General features: G+C 44.5%; 15 protein-coding genes. 8 read left to right on the top strand and 7 right to left on the bottom strand.

The window, feature by feature from the left end; genetic code table 11:
• Positions 1 to 233: 233 nt before the first annotated feature.
• Positions 234 to 830, top strand: a complete 597-nt coding sequence (locus tag L1D44_RS21020; protein WP_239893159.1) for a cell envelope integrity protein TolA — start codon at positions 234 to 236, stop codon at positions 828 to 830.
• 225 nt (positions 831 to 1,055) lie between these two features.
• Here L1D44_RS21020 and L1D44_RS21015 read toward each other — a convergent pair whose 3' ends face one another.
• Positions 1,056 to 1,808 carry a sporulation protein gene (locus L1D44_RS21015; RefSeq protein WP_239893158.1) on the bottom strand — a complete coding sequence of 251 codons (753 nt, stop codon included), beginning with the start codon at positions 1,806 to 1,808 and terminating at the stop codon, positions 1,056 to 1,058.
• Positions 1,809 to 2,322: 514 nt separating this feature from the next.
• Here L1D44_RS21015 and L1D44_RS21010 point away from each other — a divergent pair.
• Positions 2,323 to 3,621 (top strand): NCS2 family permease, encoded by a 1,299-nt coding sequence (locus L1D44_RS21010; protein ID WP_275660557.1) that lies wholly within the window; start codon positions 2,323 to 2,325, stop codon positions 3,619 to 3,621.
• Positions 3,622 to 3,736: 115 nt separating this feature from the next.
• Here L1D44_RS21010 and guaD read toward each other — a convergent pair whose 3' ends face one another.
• The gene (gene guaD / locus L1D44_RS21005; RefSeq protein WP_239893157.1) at positions 3,737 to 5,101 is read right to left on the bottom strand and encodes a guanine deaminase; all 1,365 of its coding nucleotides are present in this window, start codon (positions 5,099 to 5,101) and stop codon (positions 3,737 to 3,739) included.
• Positions 5,102 to 5,409: 308 nt separating this feature from the next.
• On the opposite strand from guaD, the gene L1D44_RS21000 reads away from it, so the two are divergent.
• The 4 genes from L1D44_RS21000 (at position 5,410) to L1D44_RS20985 (ending at position 7,438) form a co-directional block, all read left to right on the top strand.
• The gene (locus L1D44_RS21000; protein ID WP_239893156.1) at positions 5,410 to 5,658 is read left to right on the top strand and encodes a hypothetical protein; all 249 of its coding nucleotides are present in this window, start codon (positions 5,410 to 5,412) and stop codon (positions 5,656 to 5,658) included.
• Between the two features lie 217 nt (positions 5,659 to 5,875).
• Positions 5,876 to 6,361, top strand: a complete 486-nt coding sequence (locus L1D44_RS20995; RefSeq protein WP_239893155.1) for a cupin domain-containing protein — start codon at positions 5,876 to 5,878, stop codon at positions 6,359 to 6,361.
• 266 nt (positions 6,362 to 6,627) lie between these two features.
• A complete protein-coding gene (locus tag L1D44_RS20990; protein WP_239893154.1) occupies positions 6,628 to 6,951 on the top strand; it encodes a hypothetical protein in 324 nt (107 codons plus the stop codon).
• Positions 6,952 to 6,955: 4 nt separating this feature from the next.
• Entirely contained in the window at positions 6,956 to 7,438 is a 483-nt protein-coding gene (locus tag L1D44_RS20985) for a hypothetical protein (RefSeq protein WP_239893153.1), read from the top strand.
• A 130-nt stretch (positions 7,439 to 7,568) separates the two neighbouring features.
• Here L1D44_RS20985 and L1D44_RS20980 read toward each other — a convergent pair whose 3' ends face one another.
• From L1D44_RS20980 to L1D44_RS20960, 5 genes are all read right to left on the bottom strand, one after another.
• Complete coding sequence (locus tag L1D44_RS20980; protein ID WP_239893152.1) at positions 7,569 to 8,651, bottom strand: hypothetical protein; 1,083 nt, start codon at positions 8,649 to 8,651, stop codon at positions 7,569 to 7,571.
• The gene (locus L1D44_RS20975) at positions 8,648 to 10,135 is read right to left on the bottom strand and encodes a GIY-YIG nuclease family protein (protein ID WP_239893151.1); all 1,488 of its coding nucleotides are present in this window, start codon (positions 10,133 to 10,135) and stop codon (positions 8,648 to 8,650) included. Before L1D44_RS20975 ends, L1D44_RS20980 begins: the two co-directional genes overlap by 4 nt.
• 224 nt (positions 10,136 to 10,359) lie before the next feature.
• Complete coding sequence (gene yghU, locus L1D44_RS20970; RefSeq protein WP_239893150.1) at positions 10,360 to 11,217, bottom strand: glutathione-dependent disulfide-bond oxidoreductase; 858 nt, start codon at positions 11,215 to 11,217, stop codon at positions 10,360 to 10,362.
• Between the two features lie 245 nt (positions 11,218 to 11,462).
• Positions 11,463 to 13,532, bottom strand: coding sequence for a M13 family metallopeptidase (locus L1D44_RS20965; RefSeq protein ID WP_239893149.1), 2,070 nt, complete (start codon positions 13,530 to 13,532; stop codon positions 11,463 to 11,465).
• A 265-nt stretch (positions 13,533 to 13,797) separates the two neighbouring features.
• A complete protein-coding gene (locus L1D44_RS20960; RefSeq protein ID WP_239893148.1) occupies positions 13,798 to 15,546 on the bottom strand; it encodes a DUF3859 domain-containing protein in 1,749 nt (582 codons plus the stop codon).
• 373 nt (positions 15,547 to 15,919) lie between these two features.
• Between L1D44_RS20960 and L1D44_RS20955 the strand changes: the two genes are divergently transcribed.
• Both L1D44_RS20955 and L1D44_RS20950 read left to right on the top strand, forming a co-directional pair.
• Positions 15,920 to 16,423 (top strand): hypothetical protein, encoded by a 504-nt coding sequence (locus tag L1D44_RS20955; RefSeq protein WP_239893147.1) that lies wholly within the window; start codon positions 15,920 to 15,922, stop codon positions 16,421 to 16,423.
• Positions 16,424 to 16,449: 26 nt separating this feature from the next.
• A complete protein-coding gene (locus L1D44_RS20950; RefSeq protein WP_239893146.1) occupies positions 16,450 to 17,421 on the top strand; it encodes an IS481 family transposase in 972 nt (323 codons plus the stop codon).
• Positions 17,422 to 17,611: the final 190 nt, after the last annotated feature.

Raw genomic sequence — 17,611 nt, 5'->3', positions numbered from 1 at the left:
ATCTATGGGATATCTTTGAAAGAGTGAAAAATAAGCAAACTAGATTAATATTTATTTATATATTTTGAATTTATGACTTTTGTCGGCTTAAAACCGAGCAAAACACTTATTAATTTCTGGGGAAGGGCTCATTTTTTCTGCTTAGCTATAATGAATTGAACTCGTTTTTAATGTTGGAAATCGCAAGATAAATCGCTTTGGATAAAGGTATTAGGTGACAGAGGAGTTTGAAAATGAGAGTAGCTGAACTGATTAAAGCATTAGCTGTATCTACGTTTTTGGCCGCACTATCTTCGAATGCAATGGCCGAGCCCCCGGAAAAAGCTGACAAGCAGGCACAAAAGGAAGCGAAGAAAGAGGCTAGAGAAGCGAGGAAGGAGGCCGACAAGTATGAGCGTGAGGCCCGTAAAGCTGCAGACAAGGAGATGAAAGCGGCTCAGAAGGATGAGCGTGAGGCCCGTAAAGCTGCAGACAAGGAGATGAAAGCAGCTCAGAAGGATGAGCGTGAGGCCCGTAAAGCTGCAGACAAGGAGATKAAAGCGGCTCAGAAGGATGAGCGTGAGGCCCGTAAAGCTGCAGACAAGGAGATGAAAGCGGCTCAGAAGGATGAGCGCGAGGCTCGTAAAGCTACGGACAAGGATATGAAAGAGGGTCAGAAGGATGCCGACAAGTATGAGCGCGAGGCTCGTAAAGCTGCGGACAAGGATATGCAAGAAGCTCAGAAGGATGCGCGTGATGCGAGAGAGGATGTCGAAAGGTATGAACGCGAAGCCAGTAAAAAAGCAGAGGAACTAAAGCGAGAAGCCGAGAAAAAACCTATCCCTGAGTAAACTGTAAGTCTTTTCCTATGTAGATAGTGTATGAAGAAAAAGCCAGCAATTGATGCTGGCTTTTTAGCTTTACGCTCATTTTACCCTAGCTTCTGCAAGAAGAGTAAAAGTTGCTGTTTGCTATCGCGACCCCAGTAAAGGGGAGCCATGATAGGTTCAATTAGCTGATTTACCGCGGTGTTTACTCGCATTATTTACGCGCGCTATTCTTGCCGCTAATTACTTCTAACCGAGCAGCCTTTCCACATAGGGGCGAACGCTCTCTACGCTATCGCAGTGATTAGGAATTGAGATGCTGCGGTAGCCATCGCCGGTAAAGGCTCTATCGATTTCAATCAATACCCCAGTTTCGGCGCCATTATCGACAAAGGTCACCTCTAGTTCACGTGCACCAAAAAAGGAGCGTGATTGAGGCTTAAACTCATACTCTTGGTAGCAAGGCAGATGCGATGCAAACCCCTGTGCGCGAACAAACCCTGCTTCGATATCCGATTTAAACAAACGGTAACCGCTGTTCTCGATAAGCTCTAACACTGCAAGTTGGGTATTGGACGGGACGATCACCAATGGGTCTTTGTCTAAGCCGTCGATGCCGTTCTTGATATCTAGACCCGTTTGTAGCCAGACCTTAGCGATGCGTTGACCAAATAGGCTAGTAGCAGGCGCCTCTGGATGTAGCTCCAGATTAAACTGGCGAGTGATCACTTCACCCGGTTGGATGCTTTGCTTGAGCATAGGCGTCCAGCTTTGCAATACCACGCTCTTGTTGTACTTTACCTCATCGTCACCGACTTTTTGCTCGGCTTTGGCTTCGGCCATGATGGCAAACTCAAGACCATTGAGTTCTTGTTCGACGTCGCCGCCCTTAATCACCACCTCGATCTTAAAAGGTTCACCGGCTCTTAATTGCTCATCGAGCAAGATGGTATCGACAGTCGCCTTGCCAATGCCGACACTGGCTAAGATTTTCTTTAGCATTTTTCTTTCCTTGGAATGTGAACAAGCTTTGGCTGACACTAGCATTGAGCGTGTTTTAGCTCAATAATTCTTTGTATCTAAAGGCTTAGGTTAAGGTCTTATTGGTTGCGCTCTCGCTGGAACCCGAAGATTTTTACTGCCGAGAAAACCGGTAACCAAATTGGCGGTTATTTATGTTGACCATTTTCTAAATAACTCTGAAATTTGTGAGGCTAATCACTCCTGTTTGCCCCCGCCAGTGGCCTACAATAGCGCCCCTCGTTATATAAAACCGTAATCGCTAAGTCGTCATCGCCGGAATACCTGTTTCTGGCGATTAAGTGCGCGCGCCTGTCTATCAGTATTGGCGCAGTTAACTTAAAACCTAATGTTTAGGGCGCTGGTTCTGTGAATTAAAGTTGGAAACAATCTATTTATGAGTACGCCAAGTAACACACCGCACTGTGATGTAGAAGCATGCCCTGAAGCCGCTAACACGGCTGCTAATTCAGCGGCAATCCCTGCTAAAGCGGGATTGATGGAACGCTTTTTCAAACTCTCGGCCCATAACACCACAGTCTCTACCGAAGTCATCGCGGGTATTACCACCTTCATGACCATGGTGTATATCGTCTTTGTTAACCCACAAATCCTTTCTGCTGCCGGAATGGATGCCAGTGAGGTATTTGTGGTGACCTGTATGATCAGCGCCATCGGCTGTATCGCCATGGGTCTGATTGCTAACCTGCCTATCGCACTTGCGCCAGCCATGGGCTTAAACGCGTTTTTTGCTTTCTCTGTGGTAGTTGGCATGGGCGTGAGCTGGCAAGTCGGCATGGGCACCATTTTCTGGGGCGCAGTTTGTTTTGCGATTGTGTCCTTACTTGGGATCCGCTCGTGGATCTTAACTAACATTCCAAAATGCTTACGCATCGGTATTCCGAGTGGTATCGGTTTGCTGATCGCCATGGTCGGCTTTAGTAACGCTGGCATTGTAGTGGCAAGCCCTGCAACCATGATCACTGTGGGCGACTTAAGCTCGCTGCAATGTGTATTAGGCGCGTTAGGTTTCTTTATCATCGTTATCTTAGCTTCTCGTGGTATTCATTCTGCTGTGTTGGTGTCGATTGCTATCGTGACTGCCATTGCGGCCTTGATGGGCGATATCGAATACACAGGTATTGTGTCTATGCCGCCAAGTATCGCTAATACCTTTGGTGAGTTGGATTTAGCGGGTTCACTCGATGTGGCGTTAATGGGCGTGATTTTCTCATTTGCACTGGTTAGCCTATTTGATAGCTCAGGTACCATGATTGGTGTGACCGAAAAATGTGGTTTTACCGATAAGCGCGGCCGTTTCCCACGTATGAAGCAAGCGTTAATGACCGATTCTGCAACCTCTGTCGTTGGCGCTTATATGGGCACATCAACGGTTACCGCTTACATTGAAAGCTCTGCGGGCGTGGCTGCGGGTGGCCGCACGGGTTTAGCCGCAATTGTTGCTGGCCTACTGTTTATCTTAGTGATTTTCTTCTCGCCACTGGCGGCTATGGTGCCGGGTTATGCGGTTGCGGGCGCGCTGGTGTATGTGGGCATTTTAATGTCGTCAGAACTAGCTAAAATCGACGGCAAAGACTTAACTGAGTCGGCCCCAGCCTTTATCACTGCGGTGATGATGCCGTTTACCTTCTCGATTACAGAAGGTGTGGCGGCAGGCTTTATTACCTACTGCGTGCTAAAAGCGGGTACTAATCGCTGGCGTGAAATTCACCCTGGTGTGGCGATAGTCGCATTGCTGTTTATTATCAAGTTTGCCTTTGTTGATGGGCATTAATCCGGCTCGCTTGAATGTGTAGTTTGTAAAACTGATAAACAAAAAAAGGCTCAGAAGCTTATTCTTCTGAGCCTTTTTTATATCTGGTGTAACACCAGAAGAGTCATTTTAGAGGTTACTTCTCTATCACTAATTGGCCTTTAACCCACACCTTACGGATGTTTTGGCGGCTATTTAGGGTGATGATTTTCTCTAACTTATCTTTGGCGCTATCCATCTCATCGAGGATAAAGATGTTGCTGTCAGTAACTGATGTATCGACCACTAAGGCATCGAACTCAAAGCCTGGCTGGAACAAACCCACTTTGGCGTCAATCGCTTGTCCACCACCGACTGTCGCCATCCAGTAAGACTCTAAGAATGAGATGCGAGAACCGCTTTCGCCGCGAGTATCGGCTGGCAGATAGGTCGATGTGCCATCTTCGCGTACGCGTGAATGGTTAACCGCATCAAGGCAAGTGTGGAAGATTGATGGAATAGGGGCGCCAGCAAGGTCACTACCTAAACCGCATTTTAAGTCATTATCTAAAATCTCGCGGGTCTGCATCGCCGCATTGGCAAAGTACATGTTTGATAACGGGCAGTGAGCAATACTCGCGCCAGTCGCCTTAATCACCTTGTGATCATTGGGCGTTAAGAAGATAGAGTGTGCCAGAATGGTCTTGTTGGTCATTAAGCCAAAATCACTGTAGATCTCAACATCGGTCTTGCCGTACTTCTCTTGGCTATAATCGCGTGCCCAATCGCTCTCTGAGCAGTGAGTCTGCACATGGCATTGATACTTTTGTACCAGCTCGCCTAAACCTTGCAGCATTTCTGAAGTGCAACTTGGCACAAAGCGTGGCGTCACGACTGGTGAAACCAATCTGTGTTCATTGCCTTCAAGTTGCAGAACTTGCTGGATAAAGTCTTCGGTGTCGATTAGGGCATCGCTGGTTGAGGCTTCAATATAAAATGGTGGGCACTGGCTGGCCTCATCCATATTGACCTTACCGATAAAGCCGCGCTGCCCTTGCTTTAGGCATTCACGAGCAAGCTCAACAGAGCTATCTTTATGAATGGTTGCAAAGTACACCGCGCTGGTGGTGCCGTTAGCCAGCAGTGACTTAACTAAGCTTGGATAGATCTGCTTAGTGAAGTCCATATCAGCAAACTTGGCTTCTAATGGGAAGGTGTAATCTTGTAGCCAATCGTAAAGGGGCAAATCTAGGCCTTTACCCGCTTGTGGAAACTGCGGCGCATGTACGTGCAAATCGACCATGCCCGGCATTAGATATTGGCTGTTGCTTAATTTGGTGAGTTGCTTATTGGCAGATAATTGGCTGATCTGTGTTTGAAAGTCGGTATCTTTTTCGGTGAGGATTGCGGCGATCATACCCCCATCATCAACAAGCACCAATGCGTTAGACGCATACTCAAAATCACCTTTCACTGGGCAATGAAAATACTGGCCTAATACACCAAATTTAATTTCAGACATCGAGAGTAATCCATCTTAATTGTAGGGTTATACTGATTGGTATTATTGCGGCGGGAGTATTACATGGGCTGGTTGAAAGTTAATAAATTAAACCGTGAATTGTGACCAAGCTAATAGACTAAATAAGCATGCGCTTAAATCACATGCAGTTGTTTATAGCCCTCAGGCTTGAGTGAGCGCTTTTGTTATTTATGCTGCAGTCTTTTAATCTTTGGCTATGATCTGTAAAGTACGCCGCATAGTATATTTGGGGCTTAACGCCCTGTTGTTGATGGCTGTCGTTGATGGCACAGATAAGAGTATTAAGTATGAGTGACGAGCAAAAAGTAATTGATAACCTAGACGATCTAAGACGCTTTTTAGTATCGGTTGAAACCGGTGGTTTGGGTCTTCAAGGTGTGGAAGGTGTCGGGATGGCAACCAACAATGCTGATGGCCGTCACTTTGTTGCAGTGTTTGATGCGAACCATAAACTGTTGCACGCCCGTTGGGTAACAGATGAAGTGTATGAGACTGGCAAAGAGATGGTTCGCGACGGCGTAATGGGCAAGCATTAAGCAAGCCACGCCAATTGCTATTGCAATTGATAAGAAGATCTCTCTTTTAAACCCAAGGTTAGCGCCTTGGGTTTTTTATTGCGCTTTTAACTGCGATAGATAAACAGTAAAACTCTAATAGTGGTCGCAGTCTTTTGCCTTGTATTGGATTACACTTCTGCGCTGTTTTTTATAAAACACTCCTACAAAAACGTTCACAACAAAATAGGTCGTTGTAATGCAAACCGCTGAATACTTTATTGAACATCTAGAACTAGAACAGCATGTTGAAGGCGGCTACTTCCGCTCATCATATCGCTCAGATCAAGAGTTTGACGATACTCGCTCGCTATGGACTAGCATTTACTTTTTATTACGTACAGGTGAGGTGTCCAACTTCCATCGCTTAACTGCCGATGAGATGTGGTACTTCCACGCGGGCGAGTCGTTAACGATTTACATGATTGATGAGCAAGGCGAGCTAACTACGGCGCAGCTAGGTTTAGATTTGGCAGCAGGTGAGCGGCCACAGTTTCTGGTACCGAAAGGCTGTATCTTTGGCTCGGCGATGAACAAGCCGGGCTTTTCATTAGTGGGTTGCATGGTGTCGCCAGGCTTTACCTTCGATGACTTTGAGCTGTTCAGCCAGGAAACATTATTAAAGGATTACCCTCAGCATGAGGCGGTGATTAAGCGCTTAAGCCGCTGCGGCGTTGGCAGCTAGTCATAGCTAGTTAGTCGATGAATTCACGCTATTTACAAAAGGCGCTAGGTAATTACCTCGCGCCTTTGCATTAAACCCTAAAGAGTTAAGTTATTTAAAAGCTTAACCTCACCTCTCTTATTCCAGATATAGCAGCGTCATTAACATCAACTAACTCTCCTAGTGATGTCTAGCCAAAGCGTATTTATACAATGGTTCTTTATCGTTAACGCATATCCCTCTTTTCGTTTTAAGACCATTGGCAAAGATGCCTTTTAGGAGATCTTATGAACAAAGCAATACTCGCTCTCACTCTAACTCTCAGCTTATCTGGCGCTGCTTGGGCGAGTGACACTCAGCCAGATCCATCGGATCTTACAGCAGTTAACTCTTTTGCCTATGGAACAGTAGACAACGAGGGGAAACTCAATGCCATGCTAGGGTTAGCTGGCAACTATTCTGAAGGTAATAACTTTATTGGCCTTGTTGAACATAACGTTGCTACCAAAAATAATCAATTAGGAAAAAAAAGACCAGAACTCACGCCTGCGCTATTTTCAAGTGTTAGATACAGACAGCAACATTTTGCCACAAGCGGGATTTTCTGTTGATTACATGAAAGATAGGAAAAGCACTGATGCCGATACCAGCAGCGATATTGTCGCTCTTGGCGCCATTGCAAAAATGCCAACACCATGGCAAGCACTATCACTTTACCCTAACATCGCTTATGTGAAAGGCAAGGCAGAACAAGGTAGTGGTAACCGTGTCGATTTAAGCGGTTATCAGCTCAACCTCTTTGGCTCTATTGCACTAGGGAATTTGGGGAAATACTTGGTTATTCAACCCCAGTTTATGCATCTTGACGGCAAACCAAGCCAGACTGGCAGTAAAGCAAAGCTATCGGCCAACATCTTTAAAGTAAAAACAGGATTTGGGATGCCGATTAGTGATAATGGCAATTGGTGGACAGAGTTAAGCCACACTTATACCCGTAGCGATGCTAAGGCAAGCCAAAGTGGTAAATTCAATGGTGGGGCTTTGTCTGAAATCGATAATGACCATAGGGTCGAACTTGGGATTTCATACTACTTCTAAGCTAAACAATAGTGAGGCAGGTTCTAATCGTAATCAGAATAAGCCTCCTCACTATTTGTTGTTAAAGCCCTTTGTTATTAAAGAGCCTAGCTATAAACAGTCTCGCTGCAAGGGGCGATACCGATAGGTATTACAGTGGTTGTAGGCCTAAATACAGGGCGATAGTACTGGCTATGGTTGCCACTATTGGTAATAGGTTTCGCACTAAACGTTGAGACAATTTCCCTTGAAAAGCCACATAATCAATGTGTTGCTGTTGTGCTTGATTCAAGTGGCTTGCCGTTTGTTCTAGCTTCGCAGCCAGTTTATTAGCTTGCTGTTCATTGCGCTGCGATTGCTCAGACAGTGTTTGAACAGTTTGTTTGAGAGCATCAATCTCTTCAGCTTGCGCTTGCAACTGTAGACTTGTTTGTTGATGTTGCAGTTTTAGCTCGACCTTTTGTTGGTTGAGCATTTCGATAGCGCTGTCTTGGGAGGCATCTTTTAGCTTTTTAGCTTCACTCTTTTGTTTGAGCTCGTCCTGCAGTGATTGAGCCATTTTTGACAACTGGCTAATATCTTCATCTTGAGCGAGATCTTTCTTGCGCTTAGCCTCACTCTTTTGTTGTAGCTCATTGATTAATTTTTGGCGGTTATCGGCACCTTGGATGATCTGCTGTGAAGTTTTATCTAAATGAGCTATTTTGGCACTTTGCTCTGAATCGAGAATATCTTTAACTTCTACAAAATCATCCAGTTCCATAAGCTTTCGTTCATGGTTTTCTATCTGCTGTGATTGAGCGAGTTGATAACTGACCTGCTGTTCGATTTTGCTGACGATAGCCAATGCGGCTTCTTTTTGGTTGCTGTCTAACGTGCGATCGTCTTTGCTCAGTTTTACAATCTTTTCGACTAAGGCTTCATGAAACTCTTTTAGGAAGCCATTTTTAATGTTCTGCACCTTGAGCACTATGGTTAAGATGTTTTGGGTGACTTCTAGACTCGCACCAAGGTTTTCCACCATAGCCGCGAGATCTTTATCGTTGCGGCCTGAAATGCTGCCAAAGGCGTTACTCCAAAATCCTTTGTCATTGATTTGATTAGCAAGCTTTTGCACATCTTTAGTGGTTTTTAATGCCTGGGTGAGTTTAGTTAAGTTGCTTTCAAAATCTTGAAAGAACACTTGATACTCTTGCCTTTCAATAAGCTCTTGTTTGGCTTTTACTAATGTCACGCTTTTGCTCCTAAGGAAATGCTATTTAGTCTATCTTCGATGCTGAAACGTTCGATAGCTTGGTGTTGTGTTAACTGCTGAGTGTGGCTGGTCAACTCGGTGACAAGTTCTTTTGAAGAGCGCATATAATCTTCAAGACCATTAATCATGACTAATTCTTTCTCTGCATTAATCACCAACTGTTCGCAGGCGCTTCTTTGCTGCTCTAGAGATTGCTGTTGCATCGGATTGTAGTTAACGATCTTCTCAACAATCTTCGGAACAAAACCTGATAAGTAGTGACTAGATACACCAAAACCAATCGCTGCGATGGTCGCTGCAATGTAAGGTGCATAAGGCGCAATTGGGGGGATAAATGCTATTAATTGGGCTTCAATGATGGGATCGAGCGCATCCCAAATGACCAAGCAGCCACTGGTAATGATGGTTTCCGATATTTTTTGCACAAGCTCTGCCTTACTCAGAGTCTGTTTACCCTTATACAGCTGCCATGCAGCGTAACCTAGGTCGTAAATATTGCGAGCTAATTGGTAGATTTTACGGATAGCACTCGAAAACGCATTAACAATAAATTCGAAAATGCCTTTAAGTAATGAACCTGGATTTTTCAGGATATTGGCAATAACAGCCCAGACCTTTTTAAATAGTCGTTTAATCCGATCTTTAAGTTTGGTTTTGCCCCCGGAAACAATATCGACAAGTTCATCTTTAAGGGCTTTAATACAAGTCGTTATCAGCGTTTCTAGTACGCTCCAACCGACATTCTCCACAGCGGCTTTAGCAGCCCCTGTAGCAAGGCTAGCAGTGCTACCTGAAGCATCTTTCATTTTCTTAGCTTCAATATTTGAGCGAGTTCCTTGTGCGTTCAGTAATTCCTCGCGAGCATTAACCGCAGGTTGTGCTTCCTTAATTAGGTGGGCTTCAATTGCCGCTGCGGTTTCTTTTGATTCACAAGAGATAAACTTCACCACACAACCTTCGGTAAGTTGCTCTGAAAGCTTATATTGCTCGCCATTATTGAGCTTTTGACGATTTTCATTGAGGTGGCCTGCATGCCAGCGGCTGCGAATATTGGTGCTATCACCGACATAAACTGGGGTATCTGTTTTATCAAATACTACATATACCCCAGGGGTCCTCGGCACTTGGTGTAAGCCCTCTGCCATACCGTCTTTTACGGTGAACTGGCCATCGTATTGCATGCTAGATAGTGACGAGATCCCGTGAGATAAGCTTTTCGTGATCATCTCCTTCCACGCAACTCCTCTATTGGCAACTTGCATAACATCTTCGGCCGAGGTGGCTGCAAGCGTGTCAGACATAGATTGTTTTATGCTGGGATTTTTGCTGCCGGGTTGGGAGTTATTTTTGTTTCTCATTCCGCCAACCAGCTTACGGGTGACGTTATCAATGGCTTTATCAACAATGGCGTTGGAAAGGGGCGAAAGGCTGTGTGTTACTTCGGCTGTAGTCGCTGTAGTCACGTATGCATCCTTGTCAGTTTACTGTTCGGGTTTGTTTCAGGCGATGACACCTCATTGAACAAAAGGCGTTAACCTTTTGTTCAAATAAGCGATGATGCGAAAATTAACATATTGTGAAATTTGGAAGTTTGGCGTGGATCTCACAACGCTATGAGGGAAAGCTAACTGATTATTTTTAAAGCGTAATGCCAGTCGATGACTGGCGTTATCTTATTGTGACAGTGTTAAGGTTGTTTCGCTAGCACCGCATCGATATCGGCGGCGCTGTGGCGCTCGCTAAGCTGCTCCCACTCTTCGCCGAATGTTCGGTTGACGATACGACCCCGTTTTACGCCATCGCGCTGGCTTATCTGCTTCGCCCAGCGTTGCAGATGAGGGTAACTGGTAACATCTAAAAACTCGGCAGCATCGTATAAGTTGCCCAGAACGAGATTGCCATACCAAGGCCAGATAGCGATATCGGCAATACTGTACTCATCACCGCCGATGAATTCATTATTGGCAAGCTGTTTATCGAGCACGTCGAGTTGACGCTTGGTCTCCATGGCAAAGCGGTTAATTGGATACTCGAACTTTTCTGGTGCGTAAGCATAGAAATGGCCGAAACCGCCACCCAAGTATGGGGCTGAACCTTGCAGCCAAAATAGCCAGTTCATCACCTCTGTTTTAGCGGCAAGATCTTTGGGTAAAAAATGGCCATACTTTTCGGCTAGATAAAGCAGAATGTTACCCGATTCAAATACACGAATTGGCTTATCTGCTGAGTTGTCTAGCAGTGCGGGGATTTTTGAGTTCGGGTTAATATCGACAAAACCTGATGAAAATTGGTCGCCTTCACCAATGTTGATTATATAGGCATCGTACTCGGCACTTTTTACGCCTTTGGCGAGTAACTCCTCCAGCATAATGGTGACTTTTTGGCCGTTAGGTGTCGCTAATGAATACAGTTGCAACGGTTGTTTACCCTTAGGTAATGCTTGCTCATGCCTAGGGCCTGAATCGGGACGATTGATATTGGCCCATTGGCCACCATTTTGCTCATCCATGGTCCAAACTCTTGCGGGTGTGTATTGGTTTGTCATCTCATGTCCTATCGATTTTAATCGTTTTTAATGGTTGAGCCGTTTTGATTATTCCGGTTCTACAATATCAATATCGGGTCGATTTATGCTTTTAAAACCCTTGCAGATATAACCGTTTCATCTGATTGAGATGACTTTTGAATAAAAAAGTTGGAATAAAAGGTTAGTTATAAAAAGTTAGCAATAAAAAATGCCAGTCAGATAGCTGACTGGCATTTTTAGATTAATCGATAAACATTAGCCGATTACCAGATGCGTACGCGCTGATCTTCAGGTAGATACAGTGCGTCACCCGGCTTAACATCAAACGCCTTGTACCAAGCATCATGGTTACGTGGCGCTAGGGCGCGGTAACGACCCGGTGCGTGAGTTCCTGCACGTAGCTGGTTAAGCATACTTTGCTCTGTGCGTTTTTCCTTCCACACTTGTGCCCATGCGAGGAAGAAGCGTTGATCGCCTGTTACGCCGTCAATCACTGGCGCTTCTTTACCGTTAAGGCTTAGTTTGTATGCATGGTAAGCCATGGCAAGGCCACCGACGTCACCGATGTTTTCGCCTAGGCTGTTACGGCCGTTAACGAAGTTATCGGGAATAGGTTCGTACTCGCTGTACTGTGCGGCAAGTTGATCAGCTTTGGCTTCAAAGGCGGCACGGTCTGCATCGGTCCACCAGTTACGCTGGATACCGTTGGCGTCAGACTTTGAGCCTTGGTCATCGAAACCATGACCCATCTCATGACCGATAACCGCACCAATACCACCGTAGTTGACGGCTGGATCGGCATTCGGATCGAAAAACGGCGGTTGTAGAATTGCTGCCGGGAAAACAATCTCGTTAAACGAACTGTTGTAGTAGGCGTTAACGCGCTGTGGTGTCATACCCCAACGGTTGCGGTCAGTTTTCTTAAGCTCTTTAGCGACGCTATCGGCATTAAAGAATTGACGTAGGTTTTGAATATTACCAACAAGGTTGTTGTTAGTCAGTTCTACACCATCAAACTCTTGCCAAACATCTGGGTAACCGATTTTCGGGTTAAATGCGGCAAGCTTAGCATGGGCGTTCACCTTAGTTTCGGCGCCCATCCAGTCTAAATCATCGATACGTTCGCCCATCGCGGTACGTAGGTTTTCAACCAGCTCGGCCATCTGCTTTTTAGATGACTCAGGGAAGTAGCGTGCCACATACACTTTACCGATGGCAAAGCCTAAAGATTGAGTGCCAGACATTTCAGAGATTGCGCGCTTCCAGCGTGGACGCGGCTCTTGCTGACCATTTAGGGTTTTGCCATAGAAGGCAAAGTTAGCTGCGTAGATATCTTCAGATAACAGGCCGGCGTTGTTACTTACTGTGTGGAAAGTTAAGTAATCCTGCCACACATTCAGTGGTTCTTTGTTGACCAGCTCAATCATCGCCTTAACCGGATCTGGTTGAGAGATGTTTAGCTGTGGTACTTGGTAACCCGTTTGTGCAAAGTAAGCATCCCAATCAAAGCCTGGGTACTGTTTTGCAAGATCGGCACGCTTAATTTGGTTTAGGGTTAAGTCACGGTTACGGCGCTTCTCTCGTGGCCATTGACCTTCGGCCATCTTAGTTTCTAACGCTAAGATCGCTTCGGCACGGGCTTGACCATCTTTAATCCCTGCAAAGGCGAGCATTTCAGCGATATGCGTGACATAAGCTTTGCGGATCTTAACAAAGCGCTCAGCGTCTTCGAGGTAGTACGAGCGGTCTGGTAAACCTAAGCCGCCTGCGCCAATCGACATCTCATACTGATTTGGATCGAGGCGGTTGAACCACATGCCACCATAAATTGGTGAGCTAGCACCTGTGAGCCAAGATTGACCGAAAACCTTGGTTAAATCATCAGTATTTTTAACGGCTTTAATTTGATCTAGGGTGCCTTGGATTGGCTTGATACCGAGTTTATTGATGGTATCTGTGTCCATGTAAGACTGATAGAAATCAGCAATGAGTTGCTCTTCGGCGTTAAGGTCGCTGCGGCTTGCAATATCGTCGATGATCTCTTTAACTTGCTTTTCACTACGCTCAGCAAGAGCATTAAAGGCGCCGAAGCGGGTCTTATCAGCAGGCATCACATAGTTGTCGTACCAAGTACCGCTGGCGTACATAAAGAAGTCATCACCAGGTTTTACCGCTTCGTTTCGTGCGCTTAAATCAACACCGAAGCTGCCTAACTCAGCTTGAGTATTGGCGGTTTTCGTGACTTCGGTTTTGGTGTCGTTACTTACGTCTGATGTACCACAGCCACCTAGAAAGGTTGTGGCTAAGGCAATAGCAATTAAGGACTTTTTCATTTTTATGCTTTCTTCCTTGTCAAAAGTTATTATCGTTTTTAACGGACTTTATTATGATATTTTTAATAAACTTTTTATTATTGTTAACTAAGCTATCTTCTAGAATCGTTATAAAATGTCAACATTTGAATTGTTAATAAGTATTGTTGGAGCAGGAAGACTCGGGACTTTCGATCCCCATGTTTAAGTCGTTGGTGGGAGTTAATTAAGAAAAAGCCCGCTCGAGGCGGGCTTGAAAAGATGTTTATTATAAAACGCTTAAGCGCTATTGGCTTAAACAGTTGCCTACCTGTTGTGGGTTAAGCTCAGTCGCTTGGATGTATTGGCTGCCCATACAGGCAGTGTAGCCGCTAAAAAAGGCCTTTAGTTGCTCGTTAAGGTCTGAATTTTTGCTTGAATGTTGATTAATGGCTTTTAATGTCACTTGCTGGCATTGCTCTTTATATGGTTTCAAGCTTTGTGCACAGCTATCGCTATCATCAAATTGAAAACAGGAGCGATACTTCTTCTCACCACACAGATAACGCTCCCCCTGAGTGACTACACTCATTAGCGTTAATCCTTGCTCAATGACTCTGTTTTGCTGACTGTTTAGTTCAGCTTTCTCATCCATATTGACTAACATGAAAGATTTTTTGGCCACAACGGCATCGCGATAGAGGAGTTCCAGTGTCCAGCGCCCTGTAACTAGCTCATGTGGCTCACCGAAATACCACATGGCCAGATTACGGTCGTGCTTGAACATGGTGTCAGTCCAGCTTGAGCTGGTAAAGCCTTTGCCACTTTTAGGGTCGACTATCTCTGGATGAGTCATACGCACCGTAATCGGAAATTGATTTTGATTGGCAAGGCTAGAGTCGACTTTGCCTGAGCTGTCCTTTGGCAGGCTAACCGCGTACCGAAAGCCGATATATTGGCCGAGACCCGGCATCACTAGTTGGCTGGCAGACACATGGTATTGATTACCATTTTGAGTAATGGTGCCACCTTCAACAATGCTCACCCGTGGTGATAATAAGTTAGAGATAGCCTGTTTATTTAGGCTGTTATTGGCCATCGAAACCGGTGTGCCTTCTATTGAGAGTATCCTTGGCTGATGTTGCTCATTTAAGGTCAGTTGCTGTAGGGGATTATTGAATGCAACGAGTTTCTCGAGCGGCTTGAACGAGGAGATATCTAGCCCTGTAATGCGATTATTATTCAGCTCTAGCTCGGTTAATGGTGCGCCATCATTGAATTGAATGTCATCAATCTGGTTGTAGTCGGCTTTGACTTTAATCAGTTGCGGATTGTGGCTCAGGTCTAACTGCTTGAGCTGGTTATTTCTGACTGCAACGACTCTTAGTTCGGGATTGCTGCCGAGGTCGAGTTCTGTAAGTTGGTTACCTGACAAATAGAGGTGGTTGAGCTTTGGGTTATTCGACAGATCGATTTTATTGAGAGTACCGACCGATAAATTCAATGTCTGTAGCTCTGGGTTAGCTGATAGGTCAATATCGGTCAGTTGATGGCGACTTAGGCCGAGATCCCTGAGTTTGGGTTGCGCTGAAACGTCTATGCTGGTCAGTGGTAACTTATAGGCATAGAGACTCTTGAGCATAGGGTTCCCACTCACATCCAATGCGTCGATGTTATTGCCGGAAACATTAACTGCGATAAGTTGTGGGTTGTTAGACAGATCGATATGGCTCAGTAGGTTATTGCCGATAATAAGGCGGTCTAGATGCTCAAGCTCGCTGATATCTATGTCAGTGATTTTATTATCCAGTAATACCAATGCCGTCAGCGCAGGCATGAAGCGAACCTCATCTACATTGGTAATTTGCTGGCCATTACAGCTAAGCTCAGTGATCTGAGCTAGCTCTTCTATTCCATTTTGCTGTACGCACTTTGCAAACTGCGGATCGTTAAATTGCAACTCACTTACAAGCTTAGGCGCTGAAGTGAGGGCGCAGCCGCTTAGGGTCAATAGGGTTGAACTTAGCAAGGCGATGGTTAACTTAGATGATCTCATTGAGTCCTTGTCCTTTATATGCAGTTCTTGATTGCGAGCAATCGCCATCTAACCAATTAGATATATTTAGCTGGGCAAACTAGCATAAAGTCCACTTGGACTCATATAGGTATTTTCTAAGTTGGATTAATTCGATTTAGTGAGTTTATATGTCATTTTGCTTAAGTTGATTTTGAACTAAGCAGTAGTTGGAGAGTGGAGGATAAGACTGTCAATTTATTGCACTTTAAAGAGCTTGATATCGAAAGTTGGCCTTTGAGGTATGAGCTTTACTCATTGTAATTTAGCGTTTTTTATTTATGTGATCTAAATTCTTGACGTATACCTCTTTAATGGTAGTATGCGCCAAAATTTTGACTCGATGGAATGATAGATGAAATTACTTAGTTTGCTTTTACTGATAGTACCGATGACTGTATCAGCGTCGACTCCTTTTGGAATTACTTGGGGTGAGGACATAGGCAAGTATGGGAAGGTGACTAAAGTTCAGGATTACTCTGAAGTTAAAACAGATTACCTACCTAAAAACAATTCTCTCGCGAAGTTGTACAAGCTTGTTCAAATTCCCGAAAAAGGGCTAGTGAAAGTGGTTATGAGTACGCATGATTATTCGGCTCATGGCGTTAGTTTCAAAAGCGATTTTCATAAAATTAAAGATTCACTCATTGATAGTGGTTATCAAGTTATAGATTTTACCTCTGGCGAGCTGAGTTCATATCAATGTGTCTTACAGGGGCGCTGTAATGGTAAGCGTTGGGTGGCGATTGACCCTGATGGGGTTAGAGTAACTCTAGAGCAAAAGATGAGAGGGCGTGACTCCGCTTTTATTAATCTAAAATTTGAAACACAAACGTTTCTTAATGTGTGTGATTCATAGACATCCTTTCACTATACTTACGTATTATGAACGATGACATTCAGCAACGATTAGTGTGGATCGAGTTACTTAAAAAGACTAAGAATGCAGGTCTAGTTTGCCGAAGATGTGGTATTACTAGACCTACTCTCCGCAAATGGTGGCAACGCTATCAAGAGTTTGGTAAGGATGGATTAGTCAGCCAGAGTAAACGTCCTCACTCGTCCCCAAATCTCAAAGTTACAGACAAAGTAGAAGCTTTGGTCTTAGAGCTACGTGCGACAAGAAATCTTGGTGCTCGAAGACTTCAAAGTGAGCTTTCTAGGCTTCATGGAATATCATTAGCCCTTGCTACAATCCATAAGATTCTCAAAAAACATCAAGTGAAGCCGGTTCAAAAATTCAGGCGAAAAACGGATTTCATAAGATACGAACGTCCTTTACCTGGCGATAGAGTTCAGATGGATACCTGTAAAATAGCCCCAGGACTTTACCAATACACATCTATTGATGATTGCACTARATATAGGGTTCTAAGGCTCTACAAGAGGCGTACGGCTGCTAATACCTTAGATTTCATTGATGCTGTTATTGAAGAGATGCCATTTCCAATACAGCGTTTCCAGACTGATCGAGGTCGAGAGTTTTTTGCTGAGAAAGTACAGAAAAAGATGATGGCATTAAGTATCAAATTTCGCCCAAACAAACCAGCTTCACCACATTTAAATGGTAAAGTTGAACGTTCTCAAAAAACGGATAAAACCGAATTTTACGCAACGGTAGATATCACTTCGGACGATTTGGATAACCAGCTCTCTGAGTGGCAACATTATTACAACTGGGAGCGACCTCATAGTGCCCACAAAGGCAAAACGCCGATGGAAAAATACTTCGATATAGCAAATGAAACGCCATTCTCTGATGAAGTCATGAGTAACTATGATATTAAAAACGAAAGGGTTCAGGACGCAAATTATAAGCTAGATTTAGAGATCGCCAGGTTGAAACTATGTCTATGAATCACACAATGTAGATTATTCTAAATTGGTCTGGTGCAGAGAGGGACTAACCAGCCCTTCATTATTGACTAAGTCCTAAGCTTATCTCGTAAGCAGTTTTTATCGAATCAATGTTTTGGTTAGTATTCACTCCAGATACATAACCGAGGTGAGTGGGAGTTATTAACTTCACTCACCCGTTATTTAAGCA

The sequence above is a fragment of the Shewanella sp. Isolate13 genome (assembly GCF_022398325.1).
GTDB lineage: Bacteria > Pseudomonadota > Gammaproteobacteria > Enterobacterales > Shewanellaceae > Shewanella.
The sequence above is the reverse complement of the archived record's forward strand: the minus strand, read 5'-3'. Positions and strand labels throughout refer to the sequence as shown.

What these genes read in the sequence shown, in the direction of transcription:
- L1D44_RS21015 (WP_239893158.1), bottom strand. Translation starts at nt 1,808, where the DNA reads ATGCTAAAGAAAATCTTAGCCAGTGTCGGCATTGGCAAGGCGACTGTC.
- guaD (WP_239893157.1), bottom strand. Translation starts at nt 5,101, where the DNA reads ATGTCTGAAATTAAATTTGGTGTATTAGGCCAGTATTTTCATTGCCCA.
- L1D44_RS21000 (WP_239893156.1), top strand. Translation starts at nt 5,410, where the DNA reads ATGAGTGACGAGCAAAAAGTAATTGATAACCTAGACGATCTAAGACGC.
- L1D44_RS20995 (WP_239893155.1), top strand. Translation starts at nt 5,876, where the DNA reads ATGCAAACCGCTGAATACTTTATTGAACATCTAGAACTAGAACAGCAT.
- L1D44_RS20990 (WP_239893154.1), top strand. Translation starts at nt 6,628, where the DNA reads ATGAACAAAGCAATACTCGCTCTCACTCTAACTCTCAGCTTATCTGGC.
- L1D44_RS20985 (WP_239893153.1), top strand. Translation starts at nt 6,956, where the DNA reads ATGAAAGATAGGAAAAGCACTGATGCCGATACCAGCAGCGATATTGTC.
- yghU (WP_239893150.1), bottom strand. Translation starts at nt 11,217, where the DNA reads ATGACAAACCAATACACACCCGCAAGAGTTTGGACCATGGATGAGCAA.
- L1D44_RS20965 (WP_239893149.1), bottom strand. Translation starts at nt 13,532, where the DNA reads ATGAAAAAGTCCTTAATTGCTATTGCCTTAGCCACAACCTTTCTAGGT.
- L1D44_RS20960 (WP_239893148.1), bottom strand. Translation starts at nt 15,546, where the DNA reads ATGAGATCATCTAAGTTAACCATCGCCTTGCTAAGTTCAACCCTATTG.
- L1D44_RS20955 (WP_239893147.1), top strand. Translation starts at nt 15,920, where the DNA reads ATGAAATTACTTAGTTTGCTTTTACTGATAGTACCGATGACTGTATCA.